General features: G+C 59.4%; 22 protein-coding genes. 11 read left to right on the top strand and 11 right to left on the bottom strand.

Annotation, left to right across the window (positions count from 1 at the left end; translation table 11 throughout):
• Positions 1-5: 5 nt before the first annotated feature.
• Positions 6-1121, bottom strand: a complete 1116-nt coding sequence (locus tag AC6BYQ_RS14640) for a branched-chain amino acid ABC transporter substrate-binding protein (protein ID WP_015376289.1) — start codon at positions 1119-1121, stop codon at positions 6-8.
• A 405-nt stretch (positions 1122-1526) separates the two neighbouring features.
• Between AC6BYQ_RS14640 and panM the strand changes: the two genes are divergently transcribed.
• The 3 genes from panM to AC6BYQ_RS14625 are packed head-to-tail and all read left to right on the top strand — an operon-like array spanning position 1527 to position 5195.
• Positions 1527-1919: an aspartate 1-decarboxylase autocleavage activator PanM gene (gene panM, locus AC6BYQ_RS14635; RefSeq protein WP_019455310.1), complete on the top strand. Its 393-nt coding sequence runs from the start codon at positions 1527-1529 to the stop codon at positions 1917-1919.
• Positions 1916-3133 carry a DUF3142 domain-containing protein gene (locus AC6BYQ_RS14630; protein WP_435981643.1) on the top strand — a complete coding sequence of 406 codons (1218 nt, stop codon included), beginning with the start codon at positions 1916-1918 and terminating at the stop codon, positions 3131-3133. The genes panM and AC6BYQ_RS14630 overlap by 4 nt, the downstream gene beginning before the upstream one ends.
• 43 nt (positions 3134-3176) lie before the next feature.
• On the top strand, positions 3177-5195 hold the full coding sequence (locus tag AC6BYQ_RS14625; RefSeq protein WP_498057101.1) for a hypothetical protein: 2019 nt from the start codon (positions 3177-3179) through the stop codon (positions 5193-5195).
• A 62-nt stretch (positions 5196-5257) separates the two neighbouring features.
• On the opposite strand, the gene rpoH is transcribed toward AC6BYQ_RS14625, so the two are convergent.
• From rpoH to ftsY, 4 genes are all read right to left on the bottom strand, one after another.
• Positions 5258-6115 (bottom strand): RNA polymerase sigma factor RpoH, encoded by an 858-nt coding sequence (gene rpoH / locus AC6BYQ_RS14620; protein ID WP_004934345.1) that lies wholly within the window; start codon positions 6113-6115, stop codon positions 5258-5260.
• A 316-nt stretch (positions 6116-6431) separates the two neighbouring features.
• Complete coding sequence (gene ftsX / locus AC6BYQ_RS14615) at positions 6432-7385, bottom strand: permease-like cell division protein FtsX (RefSeq protein WP_019455313.1); 954 nt, start codon at positions 7383-7385, stop codon at positions 6432-6434.
• A complete protein-coding gene (gene ftsE / locus AC6BYQ_RS14610) occupies positions 7375-8046 on the bottom strand; it encodes a cell division ATP-binding protein FtsE (protein WP_004934337.1) in 672 nt (223 codons plus the stop codon). Before ftsE ends, ftsX begins: the two co-directional genes overlap by 11 nt.
• 5 nt (positions 8047-8051) lie before the next feature.
• Positions 8052-9701, bottom strand: coding sequence for a signal recognition particle-docking protein FtsY (ftsY, locus tag AC6BYQ_RS14605; RefSeq protein WP_498057090.1), 1650 nt, complete (start codon positions 9699-9701; stop codon positions 8052-8054).
• Between the two features lie 242 nt (positions 9702-9943).
• On the opposite strand from ftsY, the gene rsmD reads away from it, so the two are divergent.
• Together rsmD and AC6BYQ_RS14595 are read left to right on the top strand one after the other, a co-directional pair.
• Entirely contained in the window at positions 9944-10564 is a 621-nt protein-coding gene (gene rsmD / locus AC6BYQ_RS14600; RefSeq protein WP_049186124.1) for a 16S rRNA (guanine(966)-N(2))-methyltransferase, read from the top strand.
• A complete protein-coding gene (locus AC6BYQ_RS14595; protein WP_004934327.1) occupies positions 10554-10826 on the top strand; it encodes a DUF1145 family protein in 273 nt (90 codons plus the stop codon). The genes rsmD and AC6BYQ_RS14595 overlap by 11 nt, the downstream gene beginning before the upstream one ends.
• A 3-nt stretch (positions 10827-10829) precedes the next feature.
• On the opposite strand, the gene AC6BYQ_RS14590 is transcribed toward AC6BYQ_RS14595, so the two are convergent.
• Positions 10830-11186: a DUF2500 domain-containing protein gene (locus AC6BYQ_RS14590; RefSeq protein WP_498057089.1), complete on the bottom strand. Its 357-nt coding sequence runs from the start codon at positions 11184-11186 to the stop codon at positions 10830-10832.
• Between the two features lie 265 nt (positions 11187-11451).
• Here AC6BYQ_RS14590 and AC6BYQ_RS14585 point away from each other — a divergent pair, with 265 nt between their 5' ends.
• Both AC6BYQ_RS14585 and AC6BYQ_RS14580 read left to right on the top strand, forming a co-directional pair.
• A complete protein-coding gene (locus tag AC6BYQ_RS14585) occupies positions 11452-12186 on the top strand; it encodes a hypothetical protein (RefSeq protein WP_498057088.1) in 735 nt (244 codons plus the stop codon).
• Between the two features lie 264 nt (positions 12187-12450).
• Complete coding sequence (locus AC6BYQ_RS14580; RefSeq protein ID WP_019452518.1) at positions 12451-13077, top strand: lysoplasmalogenase; 627 nt, start codon at positions 12451-12453, stop codon at positions 13075-13077.
• A 42-nt stretch (positions 13078-13119) separates the two neighbouring features.
• Here the strand turns inward: AC6BYQ_RS14580 and AC6BYQ_RS14575 are convergent, their stop codons facing one another.
• Positions 13120-13497 carry an AprI/Inh family metalloprotease inhibitor gene (locus tag AC6BYQ_RS14575; RefSeq protein ID WP_025160390.1) on the bottom strand — a complete coding sequence of 126 codons (378 nt, stop codon included), beginning with the start codon at positions 13495-13497 and terminating at the stop codon, positions 13120-13122.
• A gap of 55 nt (positions 13498-13552) precedes the next feature.
• Positions 13553-15016 (bottom strand): serralysin family metalloprotease, encoded by a 1464-nt coding sequence (locus AC6BYQ_RS14570; protein WP_019452520.1) that lies wholly within the window; start codon positions 15014-15016, stop codon positions 13553-13555.
• Positions 15017-15697: 681 nt separating this feature from the next.
• On the opposite strand from AC6BYQ_RS14570, the gene AC6BYQ_RS14565 reads away from it, so the two are divergent.
• Entirely contained in the window at positions 15698-18016 is a 2319-nt protein-coding gene (locus AC6BYQ_RS14565) for a zinc/cadmium/mercury/lead-transporting ATPase (RefSeq protein ID WP_498057087.1), read from the top strand.
• 59 nt (positions 18017-18075) lie between these two features.
• On the opposite strand, the gene AC6BYQ_RS14560 is transcribed toward AC6BYQ_RS14565, so the two are convergent.
• The 3 genes from AC6BYQ_RS14560 to tusA all read right to left on the bottom strand — a co-directional run bounded on the left by AC6BYQ_RS14560 (position 18076) and on the right by tusA (position 18855).
• A complete protein-coding gene (locus AC6BYQ_RS14560; protein WP_019452522.1) occupies positions 18076-18351 on the bottom strand; it encodes a type II toxin-antitoxin system RelE/ParE family toxin in 276 nt (91 codons plus the stop codon).
• On the bottom strand, positions 18351-18548 hold the full coding sequence (relB, locus tag AC6BYQ_RS14555) for a type II toxin-antitoxin system RelB family antitoxin (RefSeq protein ID WP_019452523.1): 198 nt from the start codon (positions 18546-18548) through the stop codon (positions 18351-18353). The genes AC6BYQ_RS14560 and relB overlap by 1 nt, the downstream gene beginning before the upstream one ends.
• A gap of 61 nt (positions 18549-18609) precedes the next feature.
• Positions 18610-18855: a sulfurtransferase TusA gene (gene tusA, locus AC6BYQ_RS14550; protein WP_004934314.1), complete on the bottom strand. Its 246-nt coding sequence runs from the start codon at positions 18853-18855 to the stop codon at positions 18610-18612.
• 220 nt (positions 18856-19075) lie between these two features.
• Here tusA and AC6BYQ_RS14545 point away from each other — a divergent pair, with 220 nt between their 5' ends.
• The 3 genes from AC6BYQ_RS14545 (at position 19076) to AC6BYQ_RS14535 (ending at position 20855) form a co-directional block, all read left to right on the top strand.
• Positions 19076-19735, top strand: coding sequence for a 7-cyano-7-deazaguanine/7-aminomethyl-7-deazaguanine transporter (locus AC6BYQ_RS14545; RefSeq protein WP_063918197.1), 660 nt, complete (start codon positions 19076-19078; stop codon positions 19733-19735).
• Between the two features lie 41 nt (positions 19736-19776).
• Positions 19777-20211, top strand: coding sequence for a GNAT family N-acetyltransferase (locus AC6BYQ_RS14540; protein WP_498057086.1), 435 nt, complete (start codon positions 19777-19779; stop codon positions 20209-20211).
• 80 nt (positions 20212-20291) lie between these two features.
• Positions 20292-20855 (top strand): DcrB family lipoprotein, encoded by a 564-nt coding sequence (locus tag AC6BYQ_RS14535; RefSeq protein ID WP_198636720.1) that lies wholly within the window; start codon positions 20292-20294, stop codon positions 20853-20855.
• Positions 20856-20873 lie beyond the last annotated feature (18 nt).

The raw sequence follows: 20873 nt of genomic DNA, 5'->3' as shown, positions 1-20873 counted from the left end.
ATGGCTTATTTGATCGGTGTGGATGTGCCGTTGGCATGCCACTCGAACACGCCGAACTCGAAGCCTTTCAGGTCGCCCTTGTCATCCCAGCTCAACGGCCCCATCACGGTGTCCACCGGCTTGCCGGTTTTCAGATCCTTGACGATGTCCGCCGGTTCCTGGCTGCCGCTGCGCTCCATGCCGGTGGTCAGCGACTGCAGCGCGGCATAGGTGGTCCAGACGAACGGGCCGGTCGGATCCAGCTTCTTGGCTTTCAACGCATCGACGATCGGCTGGTTGGCGGGCACCTGATCGTAGCGTTTCGGCAGCGTCACCAGCATGCCTTCCGAGGCGGCGCCAGCGATGTTGGACAGCGAGGAGTTACCCACGCCTTCCGGCCCCATGAAGCGGGTGGTCAACCCGGCCTGTTTGGCCTGACGCAGGATCTGGCCCATTTCCGGGTAGTAACCGCCGAAATACACGAAATCGATATTTTCTTTCTTCAGGCGCGCCACCAGGGTGGAGAAGTCTTTGTCGCCGGCAGTGATGCCTTCGAACATTGCCACTTCGGTGCCCTGTTTCTTCAGACTGTCGCGCACCGAGCGCGCCAGGCCTTCGCCGTATTGCTGCTTATCGTGCACCACGGCGATGCGCTTCGGTTTGATGTCGCTGAGGATGTACTTGGCGGCGGTCGGACCCTGATCCGAATCCAGGCCGGTGGTGCGCAGGATCATCTTGTAGCCGCGGGTGGTCAGATCGGCGTTGGTAGCCGCCGGGGTAATCATGATCACGCCTTCGTCTTCATAGATATCGGACGCCGGCTGGGTGGAAGAGGAGCACAGGTGGCCGATTACGTAGCGAATGCCGTCGTTGATCACCTTGTTGGCGACCGCAACCGCCTGTTTCGGGTCGCAGGCGTCGTCGTATTCGACACCGACCAGCTTGTCGCCCTTGATGCCGCCCTTGGCGTTGATGTCGGCGATCGCCTGGCGTGCGCCGGTAAACTCCATGTCGCCATACTGCGCCACCGGACCGGACATCGCCCCGACGATCGCCACCTTGATGTCTTTCGCCATGGCCGCCTGGCTCATGGCCATCGCAATACAACCCGCCAGCAGTGCCTTACCTGTTGTTAATTTCATCCGCAAATCCCCATCTGTCGTTGTGAACGTACCTGTTGTGTTTGCCTGCGCCCGATCGTTATTGACCGCTTTTGTTATAAGTAATAATGATTTAGGCGTTTTGTCGGCATTATTTTCTAATAAGACTTTATTTTTCATGCCATTAAACAGGAATTTTCTGCTGCAAATCAACTTCATCCGGCAGAAACAAGCGGTGTAAACAGGATAAAATTCGAATTAAATCTGCGCTGTTTACCTTGAGGCGTAGCGCGTTGTGCTGGTTAACAATCCCTTTACTAACTATTTACTCGGAAAATGCCCCGTGCAAAAAACATATTGCACAGTAATCGTACAGAAAAACTTACACAACGCTCTGCACAAGATCTATTACACTGTCGGCATCATTTAGCTGCGCGGAAATTCTGCATGAAACTGACCATCGAGCGCCTGACCGCGCTGTCCCCGCAAGACCTTATCGACCTCGGTAAAATTTGGCCGCACCAGCAGCCGGAACAGTGGCAGAACTGGCTGAACGACGGCAAAGCGCTGTTCGCCGCCCGCTTTAACGAGCGCCTGCTGGGCGCGGTAAAAATCGTGCTGCAGGACGACCGCGCCGAGCTGCAGGATTTGCTGGTCCGTGAAGTGACGCGCCGCCGCGGCGTCGGTCTTTACCTGGTGCAGGATGCGCAGCGTCAGCTGCCGCAGGCAGCCCACTGGCAGCTGTCGACTGCCGGTCTGACGCCGCGCGAACGCGGCGAAGTCGATAACTTCATGCGCGCCTGCGGCTTCGCACCGCAGGGCGATCTCTGGCAAAAATGAAACGCCGTCTGGCGGCGCTGGTGCTGATTGCGCTGGGGTTGGCGGCCTGGTTCGCCGGGCGCCAGCAGGCGCTGCGCCTGCCCCCTGTCTGGGATCAGCAGGTTTATGTCTGGCAGCGGGTCTGGACGCCGCAACACGCCGATGCGCTGGCGCACAGCCGTGATCTGTTCACCGAGCTGCGAGTATTGGCATTGCAGGTGCATCCAGGCGAAGGTTGGCGAGAAATCCCGGCCGACCTTCGCTTGCTGCGGCAGGACGGCCGCCCGCTGTGGCTGGTGGCACGCCTTGACGGCCAGCTGCCGCAGTTGGACCAGGCGGCCATTATCCAGCGTCTGCTGGCGCTGGCCCAGCGCTGGCAGACGGCCGGGCTCCACGTCACCGGCGTCGAGATCGATCATGACGCCGCCACCGCTCGCCTGCCCGACTATCAACGTTTTCTGCAGCGGCTGCGCCAACGGCTGCCCGCCTCTTTGCAACTCGGCATTACCGCCCTGCCGGCCTGGATCGGCTCACCCGACCTGCCCGGCGTACTGCAACAGGCCGATAGCTCCGTCCTGCAGGTACACGCGGTGCTCTCACCGCAGCAAGGGCTGTTTGACGGCCCGCTGGCGCTGCGCTGGGTACGGCAGTACGCCGCCGTCACACCGAAGCCGTTTCGCGTCGCGCTGCCGGCCTATGGCATGGCGCTGCTGGGTTTTGATGCGCAGGGCGCACAGGTGGAGAGCGAATCCTCGCTGCGCGTGGCGGGCAACGGCCGCGAGCTGACGGTCGCGCCGCGGCAGATCGCCGATTTTCTGCAAACGCTGACGCAGCAAACGCCGCCCCGGCTGCGCGGCATTATCTGGTTCCGCTTGCCGCTGGCGGACGATCGGCGCGCCTGGTCGCTCGCTACGCTACGAGCGGTGATCGAACGGCGGTCACTGAACGTCGACTGGCAGGTAAAATTTAGGCCTCAGCCACAGCAAAACGGGCTGTATGATCTGATAATTCATAACAACGGGCCGGTGGACGCCCCGCTGCCGCAAGAAGTGCTCATCCGCGCCGACGACTGTCTGGCGGCGGACGCGGTCGGTAGCTACCGGTTGGAATCCGCACCGCAACGGCAGCGTTTTATCCGCATCAGCAGCGATCAGCTGCGCGCCGGGCAATCCCGGCCGCTGGGCTGGCTGCGCTGCCAACAACTGACGCCAGGAGGCACCCTTGTCACACCTTGATACGCGCGCGGCACGGAACACCCGCCGCCTTCTTCCGCTGGCCATGCTGATCGGCGCCGCGCTGACGCTGCCGCTGAACGGCTATGCCTGCGGCCCGGATTTCCCTAACCGGCTGCTGATCGACCGCAACGGCACCCTGCTGTATATGCCGGAGGGCAATTTCGCCTTCGAAGCCGGCCGGCTGGTGCCGGCGGACAGTCAGTTGCCGCACTGGCAGGCCCCGCCGCCGCCGATGCCGCCGAAACCGATGCCGCAGTCGCTGGAAACGGTGGCGATCGGCAAAATGCGCGCCGCCAATACGGTGGAAGAAGCTGACGCCGTCAATACACAGGGGTTATCCAACGCCGCGCGTCTTTATCAATTGGGGGCCGTCGCTTTCGCCAGCCACGATCCGCGCGCCACAGACTATTTCCAGCAGGTGTTGAAGCTGCCGGCCGCCGAGCAGGGCGATTGGGGACTGCGGGCGCAGTATTCGCTGGGGCGGGTATTGATGGATGACCACGGTACGCCGGTCAATGAATCTGGTGAAGCGGCTCCCGCCGCCGAGCATCCGCCCAAAGCCGAACTTGAACAGGCGCTGGCGGCATTCCAGCAGGTGATCGACCGGGTGAAAGGCGGCGCCGCCGATCCCGATCAGCTGGCGCTGAGCAGCCTTGGGCAGCAGGCGCGCATCCATCTGTGGCTGGGTGAGGTCACCCCTGCCGCCCACCTGTACGCACTGCAGGCGGCGCAGGGCGATCCGAGCGGCGGGCAGTCGTTGCAGTACGTCTCCAGCTTCCTGGTCAATCCCGATCATTTGGACACGCTGAAACAGGCGATCGGCGATCCCTTGATCCAGCAGTTGGTAACCATTGAGCTATTCGCCCGCAGCGGCAACCTGCAAATGGCAGATACCGATGGTAACAGCCGCTCCGCGCAGATCATCAGCCAGATCCTGGCGCTGCTGGATGGCTCCGTGAAAAGCGGCTTCGCCGGCAGCGATCGACTGGCGGCATTGGCTTACCGCTCCGGCCAGTACCCGATGGCGGCAAGCCTGCTGAAAAACGCCGGTGACAGCGGCCTCGCATGGTGGCTGCGCGCGAAAATGGCGCTGCGCGACGGCGACGTGAAGGCCGCCAGCGCAGCCTACGCCAAGGCGGCAAGCGCGTTCCCCGCCGACGAAAGCTGGGGCGAACAGCGCAACGCCGACTTTGTCGCGGAAACCATCGTGCCCGAATGCCGGGTGGCCGGCGAACAGGCCATTCTGGCGCTGAACCGCGGCGACTATCTGCAGGCGATGGACCTGCTGTATCGCGGCAAAGCACTCTATTGGGCCGACGTGGCCGATGTGGCGGAGCGGGTGCTGACCGTCGATGAGTTGAAAGGCTTTGTCGATAAGCACGTCCCGGCGCCGACGACGCCACTCAAGCCGGTTAACCCGGACGACTACGGCGGCCAGCAGATCACACCGGAGGTGCAGCTGCGCGAACTGCTGGCGCGGCGGCTGATGCGCGTAGGAAGAGCCCCGGAGGCGCTGGCCTACTTCGATATCCCCAACTACCGGCAGGCGGCGCAGCAGTACGCCGACGAGCTGAAGGCCGCCAAGGACAAATCCGCCGCACCGCTGGCGCGTGCGCAGGCTTACTATCGCGCTGCCAACCTGCTGCGCGCCCAGGGGCTGGAATTTACCGGCTATGAGATGACGCCGGACTACGCCATCTATGGCGCCGGCTATTCCTATCTGGGGGATGCGTTCGATACTCGCGAGCTGAAGCATAAAAGCTGGATCGACAGCGCAGAAGCGGCGCGCGCCAAGGCGGCGTTGCCGCCGGAAGACAACCGTTTCCTGCACTATCGCTGGCAGGCGGTGGGGCTGGCGCAACAGGCGGCCGATTTGCTGCCGCCGAAGAGCCAGGCCTACGCCGCCGTGCTGTGTAACGCCGCCAGTTGGGTGATCAAGCGCGACGCCAAAACCGGCCGGGCGCTTTATCAGCGCTACATCAACACCGGCACCCGCTACCCGTGGGCGGCGAAATTCGGCTACGACTGCCCGGCGCCGGACTTCGCCACCGTAGCGCCATAACGCCGGATTTCAGGCATGAAAAAGCCCGGCTTGCCGGGCTTTTTTTCGAATATCGCGTCAACTCAGGCTTCGATCGCCATTTTCAGTTTCTTCATGGCGTTCTTTTCCAACTGGCGCACGCGCTCGGCGGAAACGCCATACTGATCGGCCAGCTCCTGCAACGTCGACTTGTTGTCGTCGTCCAGCCAACGGGCACGAATGATATGCTGGCTACGCTCGTCCAGACCTTCCAGCGCATAGGCCAGCTTGTCTGCGGCGTTGCTTTCCCAGTTATCTTCCTCGATGCCTTCGGCGAAGTCAGAACTCTTGTCCTGCAGGTACAGCACCGGCGCCATCGACTGGCCGTCGCGGGCCTCGTCGTCCGGAGTCGGATCGAAAGTCATGTCCTGCGCCGCCATACGAGATTCCATCTCGCGCACGTCTTTGCTGGTTACGCCCAGCTCGCGGGCCACCAGTTCCACTTCATCCTGGTTGAACCAGCCCAAACGCTGTTTGGTTTTGCGCAGGTTAAAGAACAGCTTGCGCTGCGCTTTGGTGGTCGCCACTTTTACGATGCGCCAGTTGCGCAATACGTACTCGTGGATTTCCGCCTTAATCCAATGCACCGCAAAGGAAACCAGACGCACGCCGACTTCAGGGTTGAAGCGGCGAACGGCTTTCATCAGGCCGATATTGCCTTCCTGAATCAGATCCGCCTGTGGCAGACCATAGCCTGAATAGTTGCGGGCAATATGAGCGACAAAGCGCAGGTGAGACAGGATGAGCTGCTTAGCGGCATCCAGATCGCCCTGATAATGCAGCCGTTCAGCCAGCTCCCGCTCTTCCTCTGCCGTCAGCATCGGATAGGCGTTGGCTGCCCGGATATAGGCTTCCAAGCTACCTTGGGGTACTAAGGCTAAAGTTTGCATTTCTTTGGTCATTCAAACCCTCTCTATGAGAATACAAAATCATGCAGGTGATTATTACAGCGGGGAAATGATTGATTCTACGGCAGTTGCTGAAGCAAAAGCGGTTCCACACGCCGGGCACCTTAACATTTGCTGCAATTTTTGACCGTACTCCGCCCTATAAGTTCACCCTTTTTTGCAAGCATTGTTGCTGACAATACGTGACGAGGGTACAGGCCGATAGGGAATTTGTGCGCTAAGAAGAGAGGGTGGTGCTGACTTCGCTTGAGGTCACTCTTCTCCCGCAACGCGATCAAAAGCAGCAGGAGAAGAGTATACCAAAAAAATCTTACTGTGGTGTAAATCGGCGTAAATGTTGCACCGTCGCCAGCCAGGCGGCGATCCAACCGATCATCGCGGAGATGATCAGCAGCAGCAGCGCCTCATCCCAACCCAGCCCGTGCAGGGTGAAGGTGGTGCCGAACACTTTGGCTACGCCGGTGACCACCGACTCAAGCTGCCACACCAGCGCGCCGGACAGCACCAGCGACAGCAGCGCGCCGGCAAAGCCCAGCATCGCTCCGCCGTTGAGGAACGGCCGCAGAATAAAGCCGTCGGTGGCGCCGATCAGCTTCATCACGTTGATGGTGTCGCGACGGCTGAAAATGCTCAGACGCACGCTGTTGCCGATCACCAGGAACACCGCCACGATCATCAGCACGCCGATGATCGCCGCGATCTGGCCCGCCAGGCCGGTCAGCGCCGCCAGGCGGGCAAACCAGCTGTCATCCATACGCACTTCCTCCACGCCCTGCACCGCCGCTACGCGATCGCGCAGGGTGTTGAGGGTGTCCGAACTCTGGAAGCTCAGCTTCGGCGTGACGATCGCCACCGCCGGCAGCGGGTTCTCCTCCAGCATGTCCAGCGCGCCGCCAAAGCCCGACCAGTTGCGGAATTCGCCGCGCGCTTCTTCACGCGACAGGTAGTTCACTTTCTCCACCCCGGCTTCCGCCTTGATGGCGTCGAGCACTTTCAGCGCCGCGTCGTCATCGAGCGATTTATCCAGGTAGACCGTCAACTGCGGCGTCGGGTACCACTGGCTGGCCGCGGTGCTGACGTTTTTCCACACGATGTAGCACACGCTCGGCAGCGTCAGGGAAATGGCGATCACCATCACCGTCAGCAGCGTCGCCAACGGCTGACGCAGCATGTCTTTGATGGCGTTCATCCAGGCATAACGCCACTGTTCGCGCCAGCCGCCGCGCAGCGCCTTGCTCTTGGCGGTTTTTGCGTTATTGGCCATGGTGAGCGCCCCCTTGCATGCGGCCCTGGCTCAGCGTCAGGATGCGGTAATTGCGGCGGGCGATAAGCCCGGTGTCGTGCGTCGCCATCAGGACGGTCACGCCGACGCGGTTGAATTCTTCAAACAGGCGCAGAATGCCTTCCGACAGCGCATCGTCCAGGTTACCGGTCGGTTCATCCGCCAGCAGCACCGCCGGTTTGTTCACCACCGCACGGGCGATGCCCACACGCTGCTGCTCACCGCCAGACAGCTGAATCGGGAAGTTCTTCGCTTTATCCAGCAGACCGACCTTATCCAGCGCGGCGGAGACGCGGCGACGGATGTCTTCGGTGCTGGCACCGGCGATGATCAGCGGCATCGCCACGTTGTCATACACCGTGCGATCCAGCAGCAGGTGGTGATCCTGGAAGATCATGCCGATCTGCCGGCGCAGGAACGGCACCTCGCGGTTTTTCAAACGGCTGATGTCGTGACCGCCAAACCAGATGTGGCCGGCGCTGGGCCGTTCGATACCGCAAATCAGTTTCAGCAGGGTACTTTTCCCCGCGCCGGAATGGCCGGTCAGAAACGCCATTTCCGCTGGGCGCAGATGGAAATCTACCCCCTGCAGCGCTTGCCGTCCGCCCAGATAAGCTTTACTGACCTGTTCAAAGCGAATCATCCGTATTAATCCTCTCGGGCAAAAAGTGCCTCAATAAAATCGTCAGCCTTAAACGGCCGCAAATCTTCGATGCCTTCCCCGACGCCGATATAGCGAATCGGGATACCGAACTGATCGGCGATGGCGAAGATCACCCCGCCCTTGGCGGTACCGTCCAGTTTAGTCAGCGTGATACCGGTTAAGCCCACGGCTTCATTAAATAATTTCGCCTGGCTGACCGCATTCTGGCCGGTGCTGGCATCGAGCGTCAGCATAACCTCATGGGGGGCCTGGTCGTCCAGTTTTTTCATGACGCGGACGATCTTCTTCAGCTCTTCCATCAGATGCGATTTGTTCTGCAGACGGCCGGCGGTGTCGGCGATCAAGACATCGATGCCACGCGCCTTGGCGGCCTGCACCGCATCGAAGATCACCGAAGCGGAATCCGCGCCGGTATGCTGCGCCACCACCGGAATGCGGTTGCGCTCGCCCCACACCTGCAGCTGCTCCACCGCCGCGGCGCGGAAGGTGTCCCCCGCCGCCAGCATCACCGACTTGCCTTCCGCCTGGAACTGGCGCGCCAGTTTACCGATGGTGGTGGTTTTACCCACGCCATTCACGCCGACCATCAGGATGACATACGGGGTTTTCCCGCTGACATCCAGCGGCTGATCGACCTTGGCCAGAATTTCGGACATTTCCTCCTTCAGCTTGCCGTACAGCGCTTCGGCGTCTTTCAGCTGCTTGCGGCTGGCGTGCTGAGTCAGGGAGGTGATGATCTTGCGCGTGGTGTCCACGCCAACGTCGGCGATCAGCAGCTGTTCTTCCAGCTCGTCGAACAGGTCGTCGTCGATCTTTTTGCCGCGGAACAGCCCCATAAAGCCGGAGCCGAGGTTCTGCTTGGTCTTCAGCAGGCTGCGCTTCAGGCGCGCGAAGAAGCCCTCTTTGGTCGGGCGCTCTTGCTCTTGCGCAGCGGCCGGCACGACGGGTTCCAGCGGCTCTTCTTCCGCTTCCGGCTCTGGCTCAACGACTGGCTCGGGTTCAACAACCGGCTCAGGTTCGACGACCGGCTCAGGCTCAACGACCGGCTCAGGCTCAACAACCGGCTCAGGCTCAACGACCGGCTCGGGTTCGACGACCGGCTCTGGCTCGACAACAGGCTCGGGTTCGACAACCGGCTCTGGCTCGACAACAGGCTCAGGTTCGACGACCGGCTCAGGCTCAACGACCGGCTCTAGCTCGACAACCGGCTCGGGTTCAACGACCGGCTCAGGCTCAACGACCGGCTCGGGTTCAACGACCGGCTCTGGCTCGACGACCGGCTCGGGTTCGGTGACAGGTTGCTGCTGCGCCGCCACCTGTTCGGTAACGCTGACGATCTCTTCGGCCAGCGCTTGCGCCGCCGGATGCTCGGCCGCCGCAGGCAGATTTTCCGCGATTTGCTCGCCGGCCTGACCGTTATCCCACTCTCCCGGGGTGTCGACGGAGGCGGCAGGTTCAGATTCCTGGGCGGGGAGCTTGTCGTCCAGCTTGGCGGCGACCGGTTCAGCCGGCGTCTCCGCGGCCTGAGGTTCCGCCTGCTCTACCGACGGCTCAGGTTGCTGTTGCTCTTCTTCCTTCTCCTTCTGGCCAAAGCCCAGCCAGGAGAAAAACCCACGTTTCTTATCTTTTGCCATGTTATGACTCTACTCCGTACCGAAGGCTCGCTTACCCTACATACCTGAAGGATATATGCTGACAATAATCCGCCGAGTCTATCACTTTCCCTCGCGCAGCAACACGCATCCGGCATGCTTTCCGGCGTGAAATCAGACAACAACGTTTTACCGTTCCCCCCGACGCCCGTCACCGGTAGAATAGGGACAACTTTTCGTTAACCTCGGCGGCCCCGCGCCGCGAAAGAAACCAAACAACGCTTATGACAAGACTCTCGCCACGGGCGGCGGCCAAAAAACCGCCCCAGGCCGCAGCCGGACAGATCCGCATCATCGGCGGCCAATGGCGCGGTCGCAAACTCCCGGTGCCGAACAGCCCGGGGCTGCGCCCCACCACCGATCGGGTACGCGAAACCCTGTTCAACTGGCTGGCGCCGGTGATTCAGGGCGCACGCTGCCTCGACTGTTTCGCCGGCAGCGGCGCATTGGGGCTGGAGGCGCTGTCGCGCTATGCCGGCAGCGCCACGCTGCTGGAATTCGAACGGCCGGTGGCGCAGCAACTGGAAAAAAATCTGGCGCTGCTGCAGGGCAAAGGGGTAGTTATCAACACCAACGCGCTGAGCTGGCTGGCGGGCGATGGCCAACCGTTCGACGTGGTGTTCCTCGATCCGCCGTTTCGCAAAGGCCTGCTGGCGGAAACCGCCCTGTTGCTGGAGCAACGTGGCTGGCTGGCCGACGAGGCCTGGATCTATGTAGAAGCCGAGGCGGAGAGCGCCGCGGCGGACGTGCCTGCCAGCTGGCAGCTGCACCGGGAAAAGGTCGCCGGCCAGGTGGCCTATCGCCTTTATATTCGTTCGCAAGAGAAAACCGACCATGCTGATTAATCTGGGCCGCCTGCTGATGCTGTGCGTGTGGGGCTTCCTGCTCTCTAACCTGTTCCATCCATTTCCCAAGCCGCTGAAGTATTTCATCGACGTGGCGCTGTTCTTTATGGTGGTGATGCACGGCCTGCAACTGGTGCTGTTGAAATCCACCCAGCCGAAGGATCAGCCGATCAGCTACTGGCAAGAGGCCAAGATCTTTATCTTTGGCGTGTTCGAGCTGCTGGCCTGGCAAAAGAAACAGCCGCCCATCAAGAAGAAGTGACCGCTACGGCTGAGCGGTGAACGAGACGAAGCGCGTGCCCTGCATGTTCAACGTGCCCTGCGCGCCCTTTTCTATCGGGTTGTACTGCCATTGCTTCAGCCGCAACTGGATGTCTTCACCTCCCTGTACCGGGCTGAACACCACCTCGTAATTCATCGGTTCATTGACCAACGGCTCGCGCTGCGGCGCGCGGGTCTTGGTGACCGGCACCCCGCGTTTGTCGCTCACCGTCACCTGCAGACTGCGCATCGGCGCGCGATCGTTTTCCGCCTCCTGCTGCCGCTGCTTGAAGTAGCGTTGCGTGGCCAGCACGGCGATCAACGCAATCACGGCGACAAAAAATAACGGTGGCTTACTCATCGGTTTCCCATTTCCTTCACGGCTAAATCAGCGTAAACATAGCACACCTGCACAACCTGACGTGAAACTCTATGCTCTCCCGAAGGGGGACAAAGCTGTAAGAACTTGCTCCGCCAATCTATTATAGATGTTCACAACGTTTCTCTGTTTGGAAATGGTTAATTATTATGCTAGCCTAAATCCGGAAATATATTAGCACCCCTCTAATTCTGAATGGCAACATAAAGACCTGCTAAACAATCGATCTTAATCAAACGGATTTGACATGGTAAAAATAAGCAAATTAGCTTGGACAGGCCTGGCGATCAATATCATTCTGGCTGCAATCACCCAGTTTTATTTATCTCAGAATGGCGTATTAAGCAGCTATGAAGAGCTGCTCCTTGAAGATTTCATTAAAATAGTTCTTATTATATTTGCAATATCAATACCTATGCAGGTTATCAGCCTGTTGCTTTTATCTAAAGCGCCGAAAACGGGCCGTGTGCTCGCCTTCATCGCCACCGTCATGATGTTGCCACTGAGCATGATCTTCTTCATCGGCTATCTGTTCAGTTATGAATGGCGTTACAACCGGGGGTTGACGCTCTTCAACGCCAGCGCTTACCCTCCGCTTGATGTCAGCCTGGGATTCAATGTGAAGCAATTTTCATTATCCGGGATATTATGTATCGTCCTCGGCATCGTTATCGCCCTGCTCGGTATCAACGTCGGTTGGGTGGTGGTCGTCGCCGGAGTGGTGGCATTGATCAATTCATTCCGCTTGGAAAACCGCATTATGATCGGCGTCTCACAAGATAATTTGATCATCACCCCGGCGCTATATGCCGAAACGTTTATCATGCCAATAAGTGACGTCACGCTGATACAAGACAAGCCTCAATCATTTAAGCTGAAAATTAAATCCGGTGGCGTTGATAGAACCTGTACCATTCTGAAAAGAAAACATCAGCAGGCGGATTTTGGAAAAGTCATCGCAAAAATTGCCACGAAAAAATAATGCCGTACCACCGATATCGATAGTAAAACGAGGAGGGAATACCTCCTCGCTTTTTTTTAGCACCGCATTCAAAATGCGATAGCGCATACTCCCCCTTGCCAGAATGCTACTCACAAGAGAAACTGCCAAACAGACCGGCCGCCGCCCGTACGCAAGAAAGCATTGTCGATCGCCGGCAGGCTACCTACACTGAAATGAAGAAGTGACATTGGTGACAGTTTGGAGCCGGTTGTTGCGGCTCCCTCATACATAAGGAAGACATAAATGAGTTGGCCGTTCCTTGCCGTATTCTTTTCCGGTTGGCTGTTCGTCGACGCCTCTTACCGTGGGCCGCGCTGGCAGCGCTGGGTGTTCAAACCCGTCACGCTGCTGCTGCTGTTGCTGTTGGCCTGGCAGGCGCCGGTGCTCAGCGCTGCGGGCTATCTGATCGTACTCGGCCTGCTGGCGACGCTGATCGGCGACGCATTGCTCCTGTTGCCGCGCGAACGGGTGCTGTACGCCATCGGCGCCTTTTTCCTGTCCCACCTGCTGTATACCCTGAGTTTCGCCAGCCAGATGACGTTCAGCCTGTTTTGGCCGCTGCCGCTGGCGTTGCTGGCGATCGGCGCACTGCTGCTGGCCACCGTCTGGACCCGGCTGGAAGAGATGCGCTGGCCGATCGTCACCTACGTGGCGATGACGCTGCTGATGGTCTGGCTGGCAGGCGAGCAATACTTCCTGCGCAGCACCGATTTCGGTTTTTCGCTGCTGACCGGCACCTCGCTGCTGCTGCTGGCCAACGTAGTTTGGCTGATCAACCGCTACCGCTTTACCTTCCGCGCGGCGGACGCCATCGTGGCCTTCTGCTACTTCTCCGGCCACTTCCTGATCGTGCGCTCGCTCTACCTGTAAATACCTGCCGCGGGTTCGGCACGCCGAACCCGTTTCTTCATATTACGCCAGCGCTTTCAACGTCAGGGCATCATCAGCGCCCAGCTGGTTGCGATACAGATCGCCGTCGCGCGAGAAGAACGCCAGCGTGCTGCCATCCTCCCTCAGCAACGCGATGCCGTCCGGCGCCGGGCGCCAGCCCGCCACTTCGGTCGCAAACACGCTTTGCAGACAACGTTGCCGATCCACCAGCTGATAGCCGTTGGTCTCACTTTGCTCACTGGCCAGAAACTCGATTTGGCATTGCCGTTCACTGTCGGCAACCTGCCATTGCCCCGCCAGCGACTGCGCGGTCGGCAGCGCCAAACTGCCGGCCATTACCGCACTCGTCACCATCATGCCTCCCGCCGCCAGAGCGGTGCGCGTTAGATTACCTTTCATACCGGGCTCCCGCATGACGCCCGGCCGAGACAGCGCCGGGCGTTTCGTTGCTGTGTTACACGATAAAGTCGGTGGCAACGTCTACCTGGCCGACAATTTTCACCAGGAAGTCCGGCGCCTGATGGCCGCCGATGTTCACCGCCAGATCGGTCACGTTGTTGGACGCGTTGTAGCTGAGCAGCGCCTCACCGGCTGCGCCGCTGAAGTGATCGACGAAGTGGATGAAATCACTGCTATTCGCTTCTTTGTTGAAGAACGACAGGTCAATTTTGTCGATCCCTTTCTGGAAGTCGCGGATCCAGTCGGAAGCGCCCGGTGCGGACTCGCTGGCGGCAGTGTAGACGAAGGTATCCTGACCGGAACCGCCCCACAGCTCATCCGCCCCGCCGCCGCCGAACAGCACGTCATTGCCCGCGCCGCCTTTCAGCACGTTGTTGGCCGCGTTGCCGACGATCACGTCGTTACCGGAACCGCCAATGGCGTTTTCGATGGTTACACCGGCGGCGATCGACACGTTGCCCTTCAAACCGCCCACGTCGGAGAACGATTTCTCATTCAGGTTAATACGCTGGTTAGCGGTGTAACCGGAGAAGTCGAAGGTATCGTTGCCGCCCGCATCCCAGACCGCAAAGATCAGTTTCTGCGAGTTGCTGGTGGTGCTGAGGAAGTCACGACCGGTGTTGGAGTTGAAGCCATACACGGTGTCACCGGTGCGGGTCGACAGGTTAGCGCCATACAGGTGTTGAATGGCGGCAATGTCGTCCAGCAGCGGAGCGGCGGCGTAGTGACCGCCGTTATCGCCGCCGGTGTTGGTTTCACTCCAGTAGCTCATCAGGCTGAACTGACGGGTGTCTTCCGCATAGCTGGCGTCACGGTAGGTCGGGTTGCCTTCACCGGCGTTGTAATCGCCCGGATGGCTCAGACCCAGCGCATGGCCAATCTCATGGGTGAACGTCTGGCGGCCGTAGTCTTCGGTCGCCGGATGCTTCACGTTGGACTGGTTGACGTTGTACCAGGTCTGGCCGCCCAGATCCTGGCCCTGCCAAATGGTGTTCGGCAGGAAGGCGTAGGCCTGGGTGCCGTAATCATAGTGGCCAGGGCGATCCTGGCTGTAGTTGCCGAAGGTGATGTTGGCCTTTTGCCCGGCCGCCACTTCGGTGAAGGTGATATTGGCAACGTCGGCCCAGGACTGCAGCGACAGCTTAGCCTGCTGCTGCTGTTCCGCGCTGAACTTGCTCAGCCCGGTGTCGCCGGCGACGTTGGTGGCAGAGAACTTATAGTCCGGGAAGGAGAAGGTTAATTTGGCCGGTTGGCCAAATACCTTGTAACCGTTCCAGGTTTGGTTCTCACGGGTAATAAACAGCCCAGCTTGCTCGTTAGAAAATGAATCCTTGCCATTAATCTGAATCCCGTTGCCACGCTCATGATAATGCAGCAGGTCGGCTACAGCATCGTAGCCGGTTTTGGCGGCCGCGAAGTTGGACTCAGTAATTTCAATTGCCTTTTTAGTAGATTGCATTGGTTCGATTCCACTCATTACCTGATTGATATCAATCAGACAGATAGACATAACCTCCCCGTAAGCCACGGTTAATGAACCTTAAGCTTGCTGGAAGGGGCTTATGCGCCGTTGCCGGCAGTGTGTTAGGTAGAATTAATGCATATATATCAGCAAATAAGATCACCACTAAAAATGGTAATCGATTCCAATTATAGGCAGGGCCGCAAAACTGAACATAAAATAATCAACCATTTATTGACTCAACGAAAGATTGTTATGCTACTTTATCGCTATCTTTACAAAACAAATGAAACTCAACACCGATAAGTTGGCACCAAACTTCAATAGAAATGCGGCCTGCAGACACAAGCGAATAATGCTGGCTGCCCCATCACAAAAAGGTAAATTTTGCTAAAGCGTCATAGATTAATAACTCTTTATTATTAGGTCGGGCGACTTTTTAGTTTCTATAGGAATATTATTTTCTTATTTAAACTAACGGCGGCGAGCCGCTTTATCGAAATAGGTAATAAGGAAAGCCAATAGATTGAAATTCGCATTATTCATTATTGAATGAATATTCCTGCATGCGCCTGAGCGCCGTTAGCAATAATTCTCATCCATCGCTTGACTCTGGAGTGGACTCCAGGGTGTAGAGTCGGACAAGCAAACCCGGTTAACAGCCCGAAGGGGGACGTTATGCTCAATCAGCAAAATCATAATCATCAGGAACATCACCACGCCGAAGGCGGGTGCGGCTGCAACCACAGCCACAGCAAAACGCAGCACGGCTGCAGCAGCGAGCCGAAAAACGCCGCCGCACAGACCGAACACGCTCACCACCATCACGATCATGGCGATAGCGGCTGCTGCACCGCCGCGCCCGACGATCCGGACGAGGAAAGCGACAGGCTGGCCGCCGCTCCCCCTTCCGGCAGCCAACGTTTCAGCTGGAAAGTCACCGGTATGGACTGCCCCAGCTGCGCCAAGAAAATTGAGAATGCCGTCACCGCCATCCCTGGCGTCGACAGCGCGCGGGTGCTGTTCGCCACCGAGAAATTGGTGGTAGACGCGCAGTCCGACATCAGCCTGCGGATCCAGGACGCGGTCGCCCAGGCCGGCTTTACCCTGCTCGGCGCGCAGACCGCCAAAGGCGCCGCGGAAAAAACCTCGCGCTTCGGCGAATTCGCGCCGCTGCTGCTGTTGACCACCTTGATGGTCGTCAGTTGGGTGCTGGATCGGGTTAACCCGGAGCTGGGCCGCATCGCCTTTATCGCCACCACGCTGGTCGGGTTGGCGCCGGTTGCCGCCAAGGCAGTGCGCCTGATCCGTTCCGGCACGCCGTTCGCCATCGAAACGCTGATGAGCGTGGCGGCCATCGGCGCGCTGTTCATCGGCGCCACCGCCGAGGCGGCGATGGTGCTGCTGCTGTTTATGGTTGGTGAACTGCTGGAATCCTACGCCGCCAACCGCGCGCGGCGCGGGGTGACGGCGCTGATGGAGCTGGTGCCGGAAGATGCGCTGCTGCTGCAAGGCACCGAACGTAAACGCGTGCCGGTCGCCAGCCTGCGGCCTGGTGATGTGATTGAAATCGCCCCCGGCGCACGCCTGCCGGCCGACGCCGAGCTGCTCAATCCGTTCGCCAGCTTCGACGAAAGTGCCCTGACCGGCGAATCGGTGCCGGTCGAACGCCAACAGGGTGAGAAAGTGGCCGCCGGCAGCCTGTCCGTCGATCAGGCGGCGCAGATGAAGGTGATCTCCGAGCCCGGCAAAAATGCCATCGACCGTATTCTGCAGTTGATTGAAGAGGCCGAAGAGCGCCGTGCGCCGATCGAACGCTTCCTCGATCGGTTCAGCCGTTATTACACCCCGGCCATTATGCTGCTGGCGGTCGCGGTGATCCTGTTGCCGCCGCTGCTGTTCTCGCAGCCGTGGGATACCTGGATCTATCGCGGCCTGACGCTGCTGTTGATCGGCTGTCCATGCGCGCTGGTGATCTCGACCCCGGCGGCCATTACCTCCGGACTGGCGGCCGCCACGCGGCGCGGCGCGCTGATTAAAGGCGGCGCAGCGCTGGAACAGCTGGGGCAGGTGCAAACTATCGCCTTCGATAAAACCGGTACCCTGACCGAGGGCAAGCCGACGGTCACCGACGTGCTGCCGATCGGCGCCCTCAGCGAACAACGGCTGTTGCAGCTTGCCGCCGCGGTGGAAGCCGGCTCGCATCACCCGCTGGCGCAGGCGATCATCAACCGCGCCGCCGAGAGCGGAGCTGAGCTGCCGCTGGCGCAGGCGCGCCGCGCCCTGGCCGGCATCGGTGTGGAAGGCATCGTGGACGGCAAGACCGTGCTGATCAGCGCGCCGGGCAAGCTGGTGTCAGGCCTGCTCGACGCCCAATGGCAGAGCCAGGTGGACAAGCTGGAAAACGCCGGTAAAACGGCGGTGGTGGTGCTGGAAGACGGCGCGCCTATCGGTTTGCTGGCGCTGCGCGATACGCTGCGCGGCGACGCCAAACAGGCGATCGCCGAACTGAACGCGCTGGGTATTCGCGGCGTGATGCTGACCGGTGACAACCCGCGCGCCGCCGCGGCGATCGCCGGCGAACTGGGTCTCGACTATCGCGCCGGTCTGCTGCCGGAAGATAAGGTCAAAGCGGTCACCGAGCTGAGCGAACTGCGCCCAACGGCGATGATCGGCGACGGCATCAACGACGCCCCGGCGATGAAAGCCTCCAGCATCGGCATCGCCATGGGCAGCGGCACCGACGTGGCGCTGGAAACCGCCGACGCCGCCCTGACCCACAACCGGCTGCTGGGCGTTGCGGAGATGATTCGCATCTCGCGCGCCACCCACGCCAACATCCGGCAAAACATCACCATCGCGCTGGGGTTGAAAGGGGTCTTCCTGATCACCAGCCTGTTGGGATTGACCGGGCTGTGGCTGGCAGTGCTGGCGGACTCCGGCGCCACCGCGCTGGTCACCGCCAACGCGCTGCGGCTATTGAGAAAGCGCCAATAACCTGGTGCCATACCGGGTTCCTCAATGGGAGCCCGGTATGATGAACTACAGCGCCGATACTACGGATATTGTCGGCGCGCATGTAAAACCCTCAACACCCGGATGTGAGTTTCCAGCACTTGATAAACCAAGAGATAATTGGGATGTAGAGGGATTTCATGCGTGCCATCCACTCTGCCACGCCGGAAAAGTCGAGGATGTCTGGCGGCGGGAATGACCGCCTCCATGATGAGAAGCTTCATTTTTCTGGCCGCCAAGGGATTATCATTGGCGATGAATCCCACAATCTCCGCCAGATCCCGACGAGCGGATCGAGTCCATTCGATGTTGAGCATTATGACTGCTTAGCTTTCATCCTGGCTTCTGCAGCAGCGATAACCGCATCCATTTCAGCCATCACCTCGTCATGAGGAATACCGGGCAGCGGCTCATCCATGGCTTCCTGAACGCTCTCAAGAAACCAGCGCTCATAGCCCTGTGTACGTTCCTCACTTTCCATCTTGGCAACCGTTGGCAGTAGTAAAATACTCATCGTTTGTCCCCTTCGAACGTTCCCCGATCGCAGGGAGCTTATCTTACAGGGCGATTAAAAACTATACACCTTTACGTAACAGATAACGGTATGGCACCTGTTCGGTCTCCTGTGCCACCAGCGTGTGTTCCATAAAGCGGCAGAACCCCGGGATATCGCGGGTGGTGGCCGGATCGTCGGCGATAATCAGCAGCGTTTCGCCGTTGTCCATATGGCGCACGGTTTTACGCACCATCATCACCGGTTCCGGACAGCGCAGCCCCAGCGCGTCGAGCGTCTGGTCCGCCTGGGCAAATAAGTCAGTCATGCAATTTTTCTCGTTCAAAAACGATCGGCGAACGCTCGCCGCATCTCATTAGCGCCTAGTTTACGCCGGTAGTTTTTCTGCGCAAGATGCGTTAACGTTTGCGTTAAATTTAACCATTGCATTGGTTGCGCAAACGCGTATCATGCCGCCGCGCAGCGTTTTTTGCTGTTTTAACAAGACACACTGGGTTCCCTCACCCCACTGCTAAAAAGGCTACAACATGTATTCGTTTACCGCACAGCAGCGCTTCACGGCGTTGGTCTGGCTTTCGCTGTTTCATATCGCCATCATTACCTCCAGCAACTACCTGGTGCAGCTGCCGATCACCGTTTTCGGCTTTCATACCACCTGGGGCGCTTTTACCTTCCCATTCATCTTCCTGGCGACCGATCTGACCGTGCGCATCTTCGGCGCGCCATTGGCGCGGCGCATTATCCTGGCGGTGATGGTGCCGGCACTGTTCATCTCCTATGTGATCTCCACCGTCACCTATCAGGGAGAGTGGCAAGGGTTTGCCGCACTGAGCAGCTTTAACCTGTTCGTGGCGCGCATCGCCGTGGCCAGCTTTATGGCCTATGTGCTCGGCCAGATCCTCGACGTGCACGTCTTCAACCGCCTGCGTCAGCGCAGTGCCTGGTGGGTGGCGCCGGCGGCGGCGATGTTCTTCGGCAACATCAGCGATACGCTGGCGTTCTTCTTCATCGCCTTCTACAAGAGCAGCGATCCCTTCATGGCCAACAACTGGGTGGAGATCGCGCTGGTGGATTACAGCTTCAAAGTCATGATCTGCCTGCTGTTCTTCCTGCCGATGTACGGCGTGCTGCTGAACATGCTGCTCAAACGCATCGCGGCGCGCAGCGGCGACCTGCAGCCAGGCTGAACCGTGCTATGCTGGGCGGCCCTATCCTCTGGAGGCCGCCGATGACTCCGCTCACCCGCACCGCCACGCTCGAAGAAATCCACCGTCTGTATCAACGCATCCCCGAATTCGGCGGCCTGCATAGCCTGGCCGATCTGCAACAGCGCATCGGCGCCGCCCCCGCCAGCCTGCTGATCGCCGAGATCGACGGCCAACCGGCCGGCTTCAAACTCGGTTATCAACAGCAGGAGACGGTGTTTTACAGCTGGCTGGGCGGCGTGCTGCCGGCGTTTCGCCGCCATGGCGTCGCGCAGGCGCTGCTGGCCGAACAAGAACGCTGGGCTCGGGCGCAGGGCTATCGCCAACTGACGGTCAAAACCCGTAATCGATTTCGCGCCATGCTAACGATGCTGCTCACTCACCACTATCAGATTGTTCAGCTGGAAAAGAAAGGCGAAGTGGCTGATTATCGGCTATTACTGGAAAAAAACTTGTGACAACATCTGCCTTGCATTTCAACCTGGAATAGGTTGCGATACGACAGTAAATCCCTACCGGAAAGGAAGAAGGAAGCCCGATGCGTAAAGTAGCGAAATTGATGGGTATCAGCCTGCTGGCGCTTGGCCTCGCGGCCTGCGACGGCGACACCAAAGACACCAAGGCGGCAACGGACGGTACGGCGGCCAGCGCCTCAGCGGGGCAGCAGGTCAGCCTGTTAAACGGCAACCTGGCGTTCACCCTGCCGGCCGGCATGGCGGATCAGAGCGGCAAACTGGGTAACCAGGCCAACAACATGCACGTTTACGCTGACACCACCGGCCAGCGCGCAGTGATTGTGATCCTCGGCGACAAGACCGCCGACAGCCTGGAAACGCTGGCCAAGCGCCTGGAAAACACCCAGCGCGCGCGTGACGCCAACCTGCAGGTGATCACCAACAAAGCCATCGACGTCAACGGCGTGCCGCTGCGTCAGCTGGACAGCATCATCACCAGCGGCGGCGAAAAGGCTTACTCTTCTATCCTGATCGGCTCGCTGAACAACAATATGCTGACCATTCAGGTGACGTTGCCGGCAGACAACCAGCAGCAGGCGCAGACCGAAGCCGAAAGCATCATCTCCACCCTGAAGCTGAAGCAGTAATCCTACGGGGCCGGCTTG

The organism is Serratia sp. LTN-2, from assembly GCF_059740205.1.
Note: the sequence above shows the minus strand (reverse complement) of the source record. Positions and strands in the feature narration are given on the sequence as shown.

Bases quoted from the DNA above. Each gene is read 5' to 3' on its own strand.
- rpoH (WP_004934345.1), bottom strand. From the start codon at position 6,115: ATGACCAAAGAAATGCAAACTTTAGCCTTAGTACCCCAAGGTAGCTTG.
- AC6BYQ_RS14630 (WP_435981643.1), top strand. From the start codon at position 1,916: ATGAAACGCCGTCTGGCGGCGCTGGTGCTGATTGCGCTGGGGTTGGCG.
- rsmD (WP_049186124.1), top strand. From the start codon at position 9,944: ATGACAAGACTCTCGCCACGGGCGGCGGCCAAAAAACCGCCCCAGGCC.
- ftsE (WP_004934337.1), bottom strand. From the start codon at position 8,046: ATGATTCGCTTTGAACAGGTCAGTAAAGCTTATCTGGGCGGACGGCAA.
- AC6BYQ_RS14560 (WP_019452522.1), bottom strand. From the start codon at position 18,351: ATGCTCAACATCGAATGGACTCGATCCGCTCGTCGGGATCTGGCGGAG.
- AC6BYQ_RS14585 (WP_498057088.1), top strand. From the start codon at position 11,452: ATGGTAAAAATAAGCAAATTAGCTTGGACAGGCCTGGCGATCAATATC.
- AC6BYQ_RS14570 (WP_019452520.1), bottom strand. From the start codon at position 15,016: ATGCAATCTACTAAAAAGGCAATTGAAATTACTGAGTCCAACTTCGCG.
- AC6BYQ_RS14575 (WP_025160390.1), bottom strand. From the start codon at position 13,497: ATGAAAGGTAATCTAACGCGCACCGCTCTGGCGGCGGGAGGCATGATG.
- ftsX (WP_019455313.1), bottom strand. From the start codon at position 7,385: ATGGCCAATAACGCAAAAACCGCCAAGAGCAAGGCGCTGCGCGGCGGC.
- panM (WP_019455310.1), top strand. From the start codon at position 1,527: ATGAAACTGACCATCGAGCGCCTGACCGCGCTGTCCCCGCAAGACCTT.
- relB (WP_019452523.1), bottom strand. From the start codon at position 18,548: ATGAGTATTTTACTACTGCCAACGGTTGCCAAGATGGAAAGTGAGGAA.
- AC6BYQ_RS14625 (WP_498057101.1), top strand. From the start codon at position 3,177: ATGCTGATCGGCGCCGCGCTGACGCTGCCGCTGAACGGCTATGCCTGC.
- AC6BYQ_RS14545 (WP_063918197.1), top strand. From the start codon at position 19,076: ATGTATTCGTTTACCGCACAGCAGCGCTTCACGGCGTTGGTCTGGCTT.
- AC6BYQ_RS14540 (WP_498057086.1), top strand. From the start codon at position 19,777: ATGACTCCGCTCACCCGCACCGCCACGCTCGAAGAAATCCACCGTCTG.
- AC6BYQ_RS14590 (WP_498057089.1), bottom strand. From the start codon at position 11,186: ATGAGTAAGCCACCGTTATTTTTTGTCGCCGTGATTGCGTTGATCGCC.
- AC6BYQ_RS14565 (WP_498057087.1), top strand. From the start codon at position 15,698: ATGCTCAATCAGCAAAATCATAATCATCAGGAACATCACCACGCCGAA.
- ftsY (WP_498057090.1), bottom strand. From the start codon at position 9,701: ATGGCAAAAGATAAGAAACGTGGGTTTTTCTCCTGGCTGGGCTTTGGC.
- AC6BYQ_RS14535 (WP_198636720.1), top strand. From the start codon at position 20,292: ATGCGTAAAGTAGCGAAATTGATGGGTATCAGCCTGCTGGCGCTTGGC.
- AC6BYQ_RS14580 (WP_019452518.1), top strand. From the start codon at position 12,451: ATGAGTTGGCCGTTCCTTGCCGTATTCTTTTCCGGTTGGCTGTTCGTC.
- tusA (WP_004934314.1), bottom strand. From the start codon at position 18,855: ATGACTGACTTATTTGCCCAGGCGGACCAGACGCTCGACGCGCTGGGG.
- AC6BYQ_RS14595 (WP_004934327.1), top strand. From the start codon at position 10,554: ATGCTGATTAATCTGGGCCGCCTGCTGATGCTGTGCGTGTGGGGCTTC.
- AC6BYQ_RS14640 (WP_015376289.1), bottom strand. From the start codon at position 1,121: ATGAAATTAACAACAGGTAAGGCACTGCTGGCGGGTTGTATTGCGATG.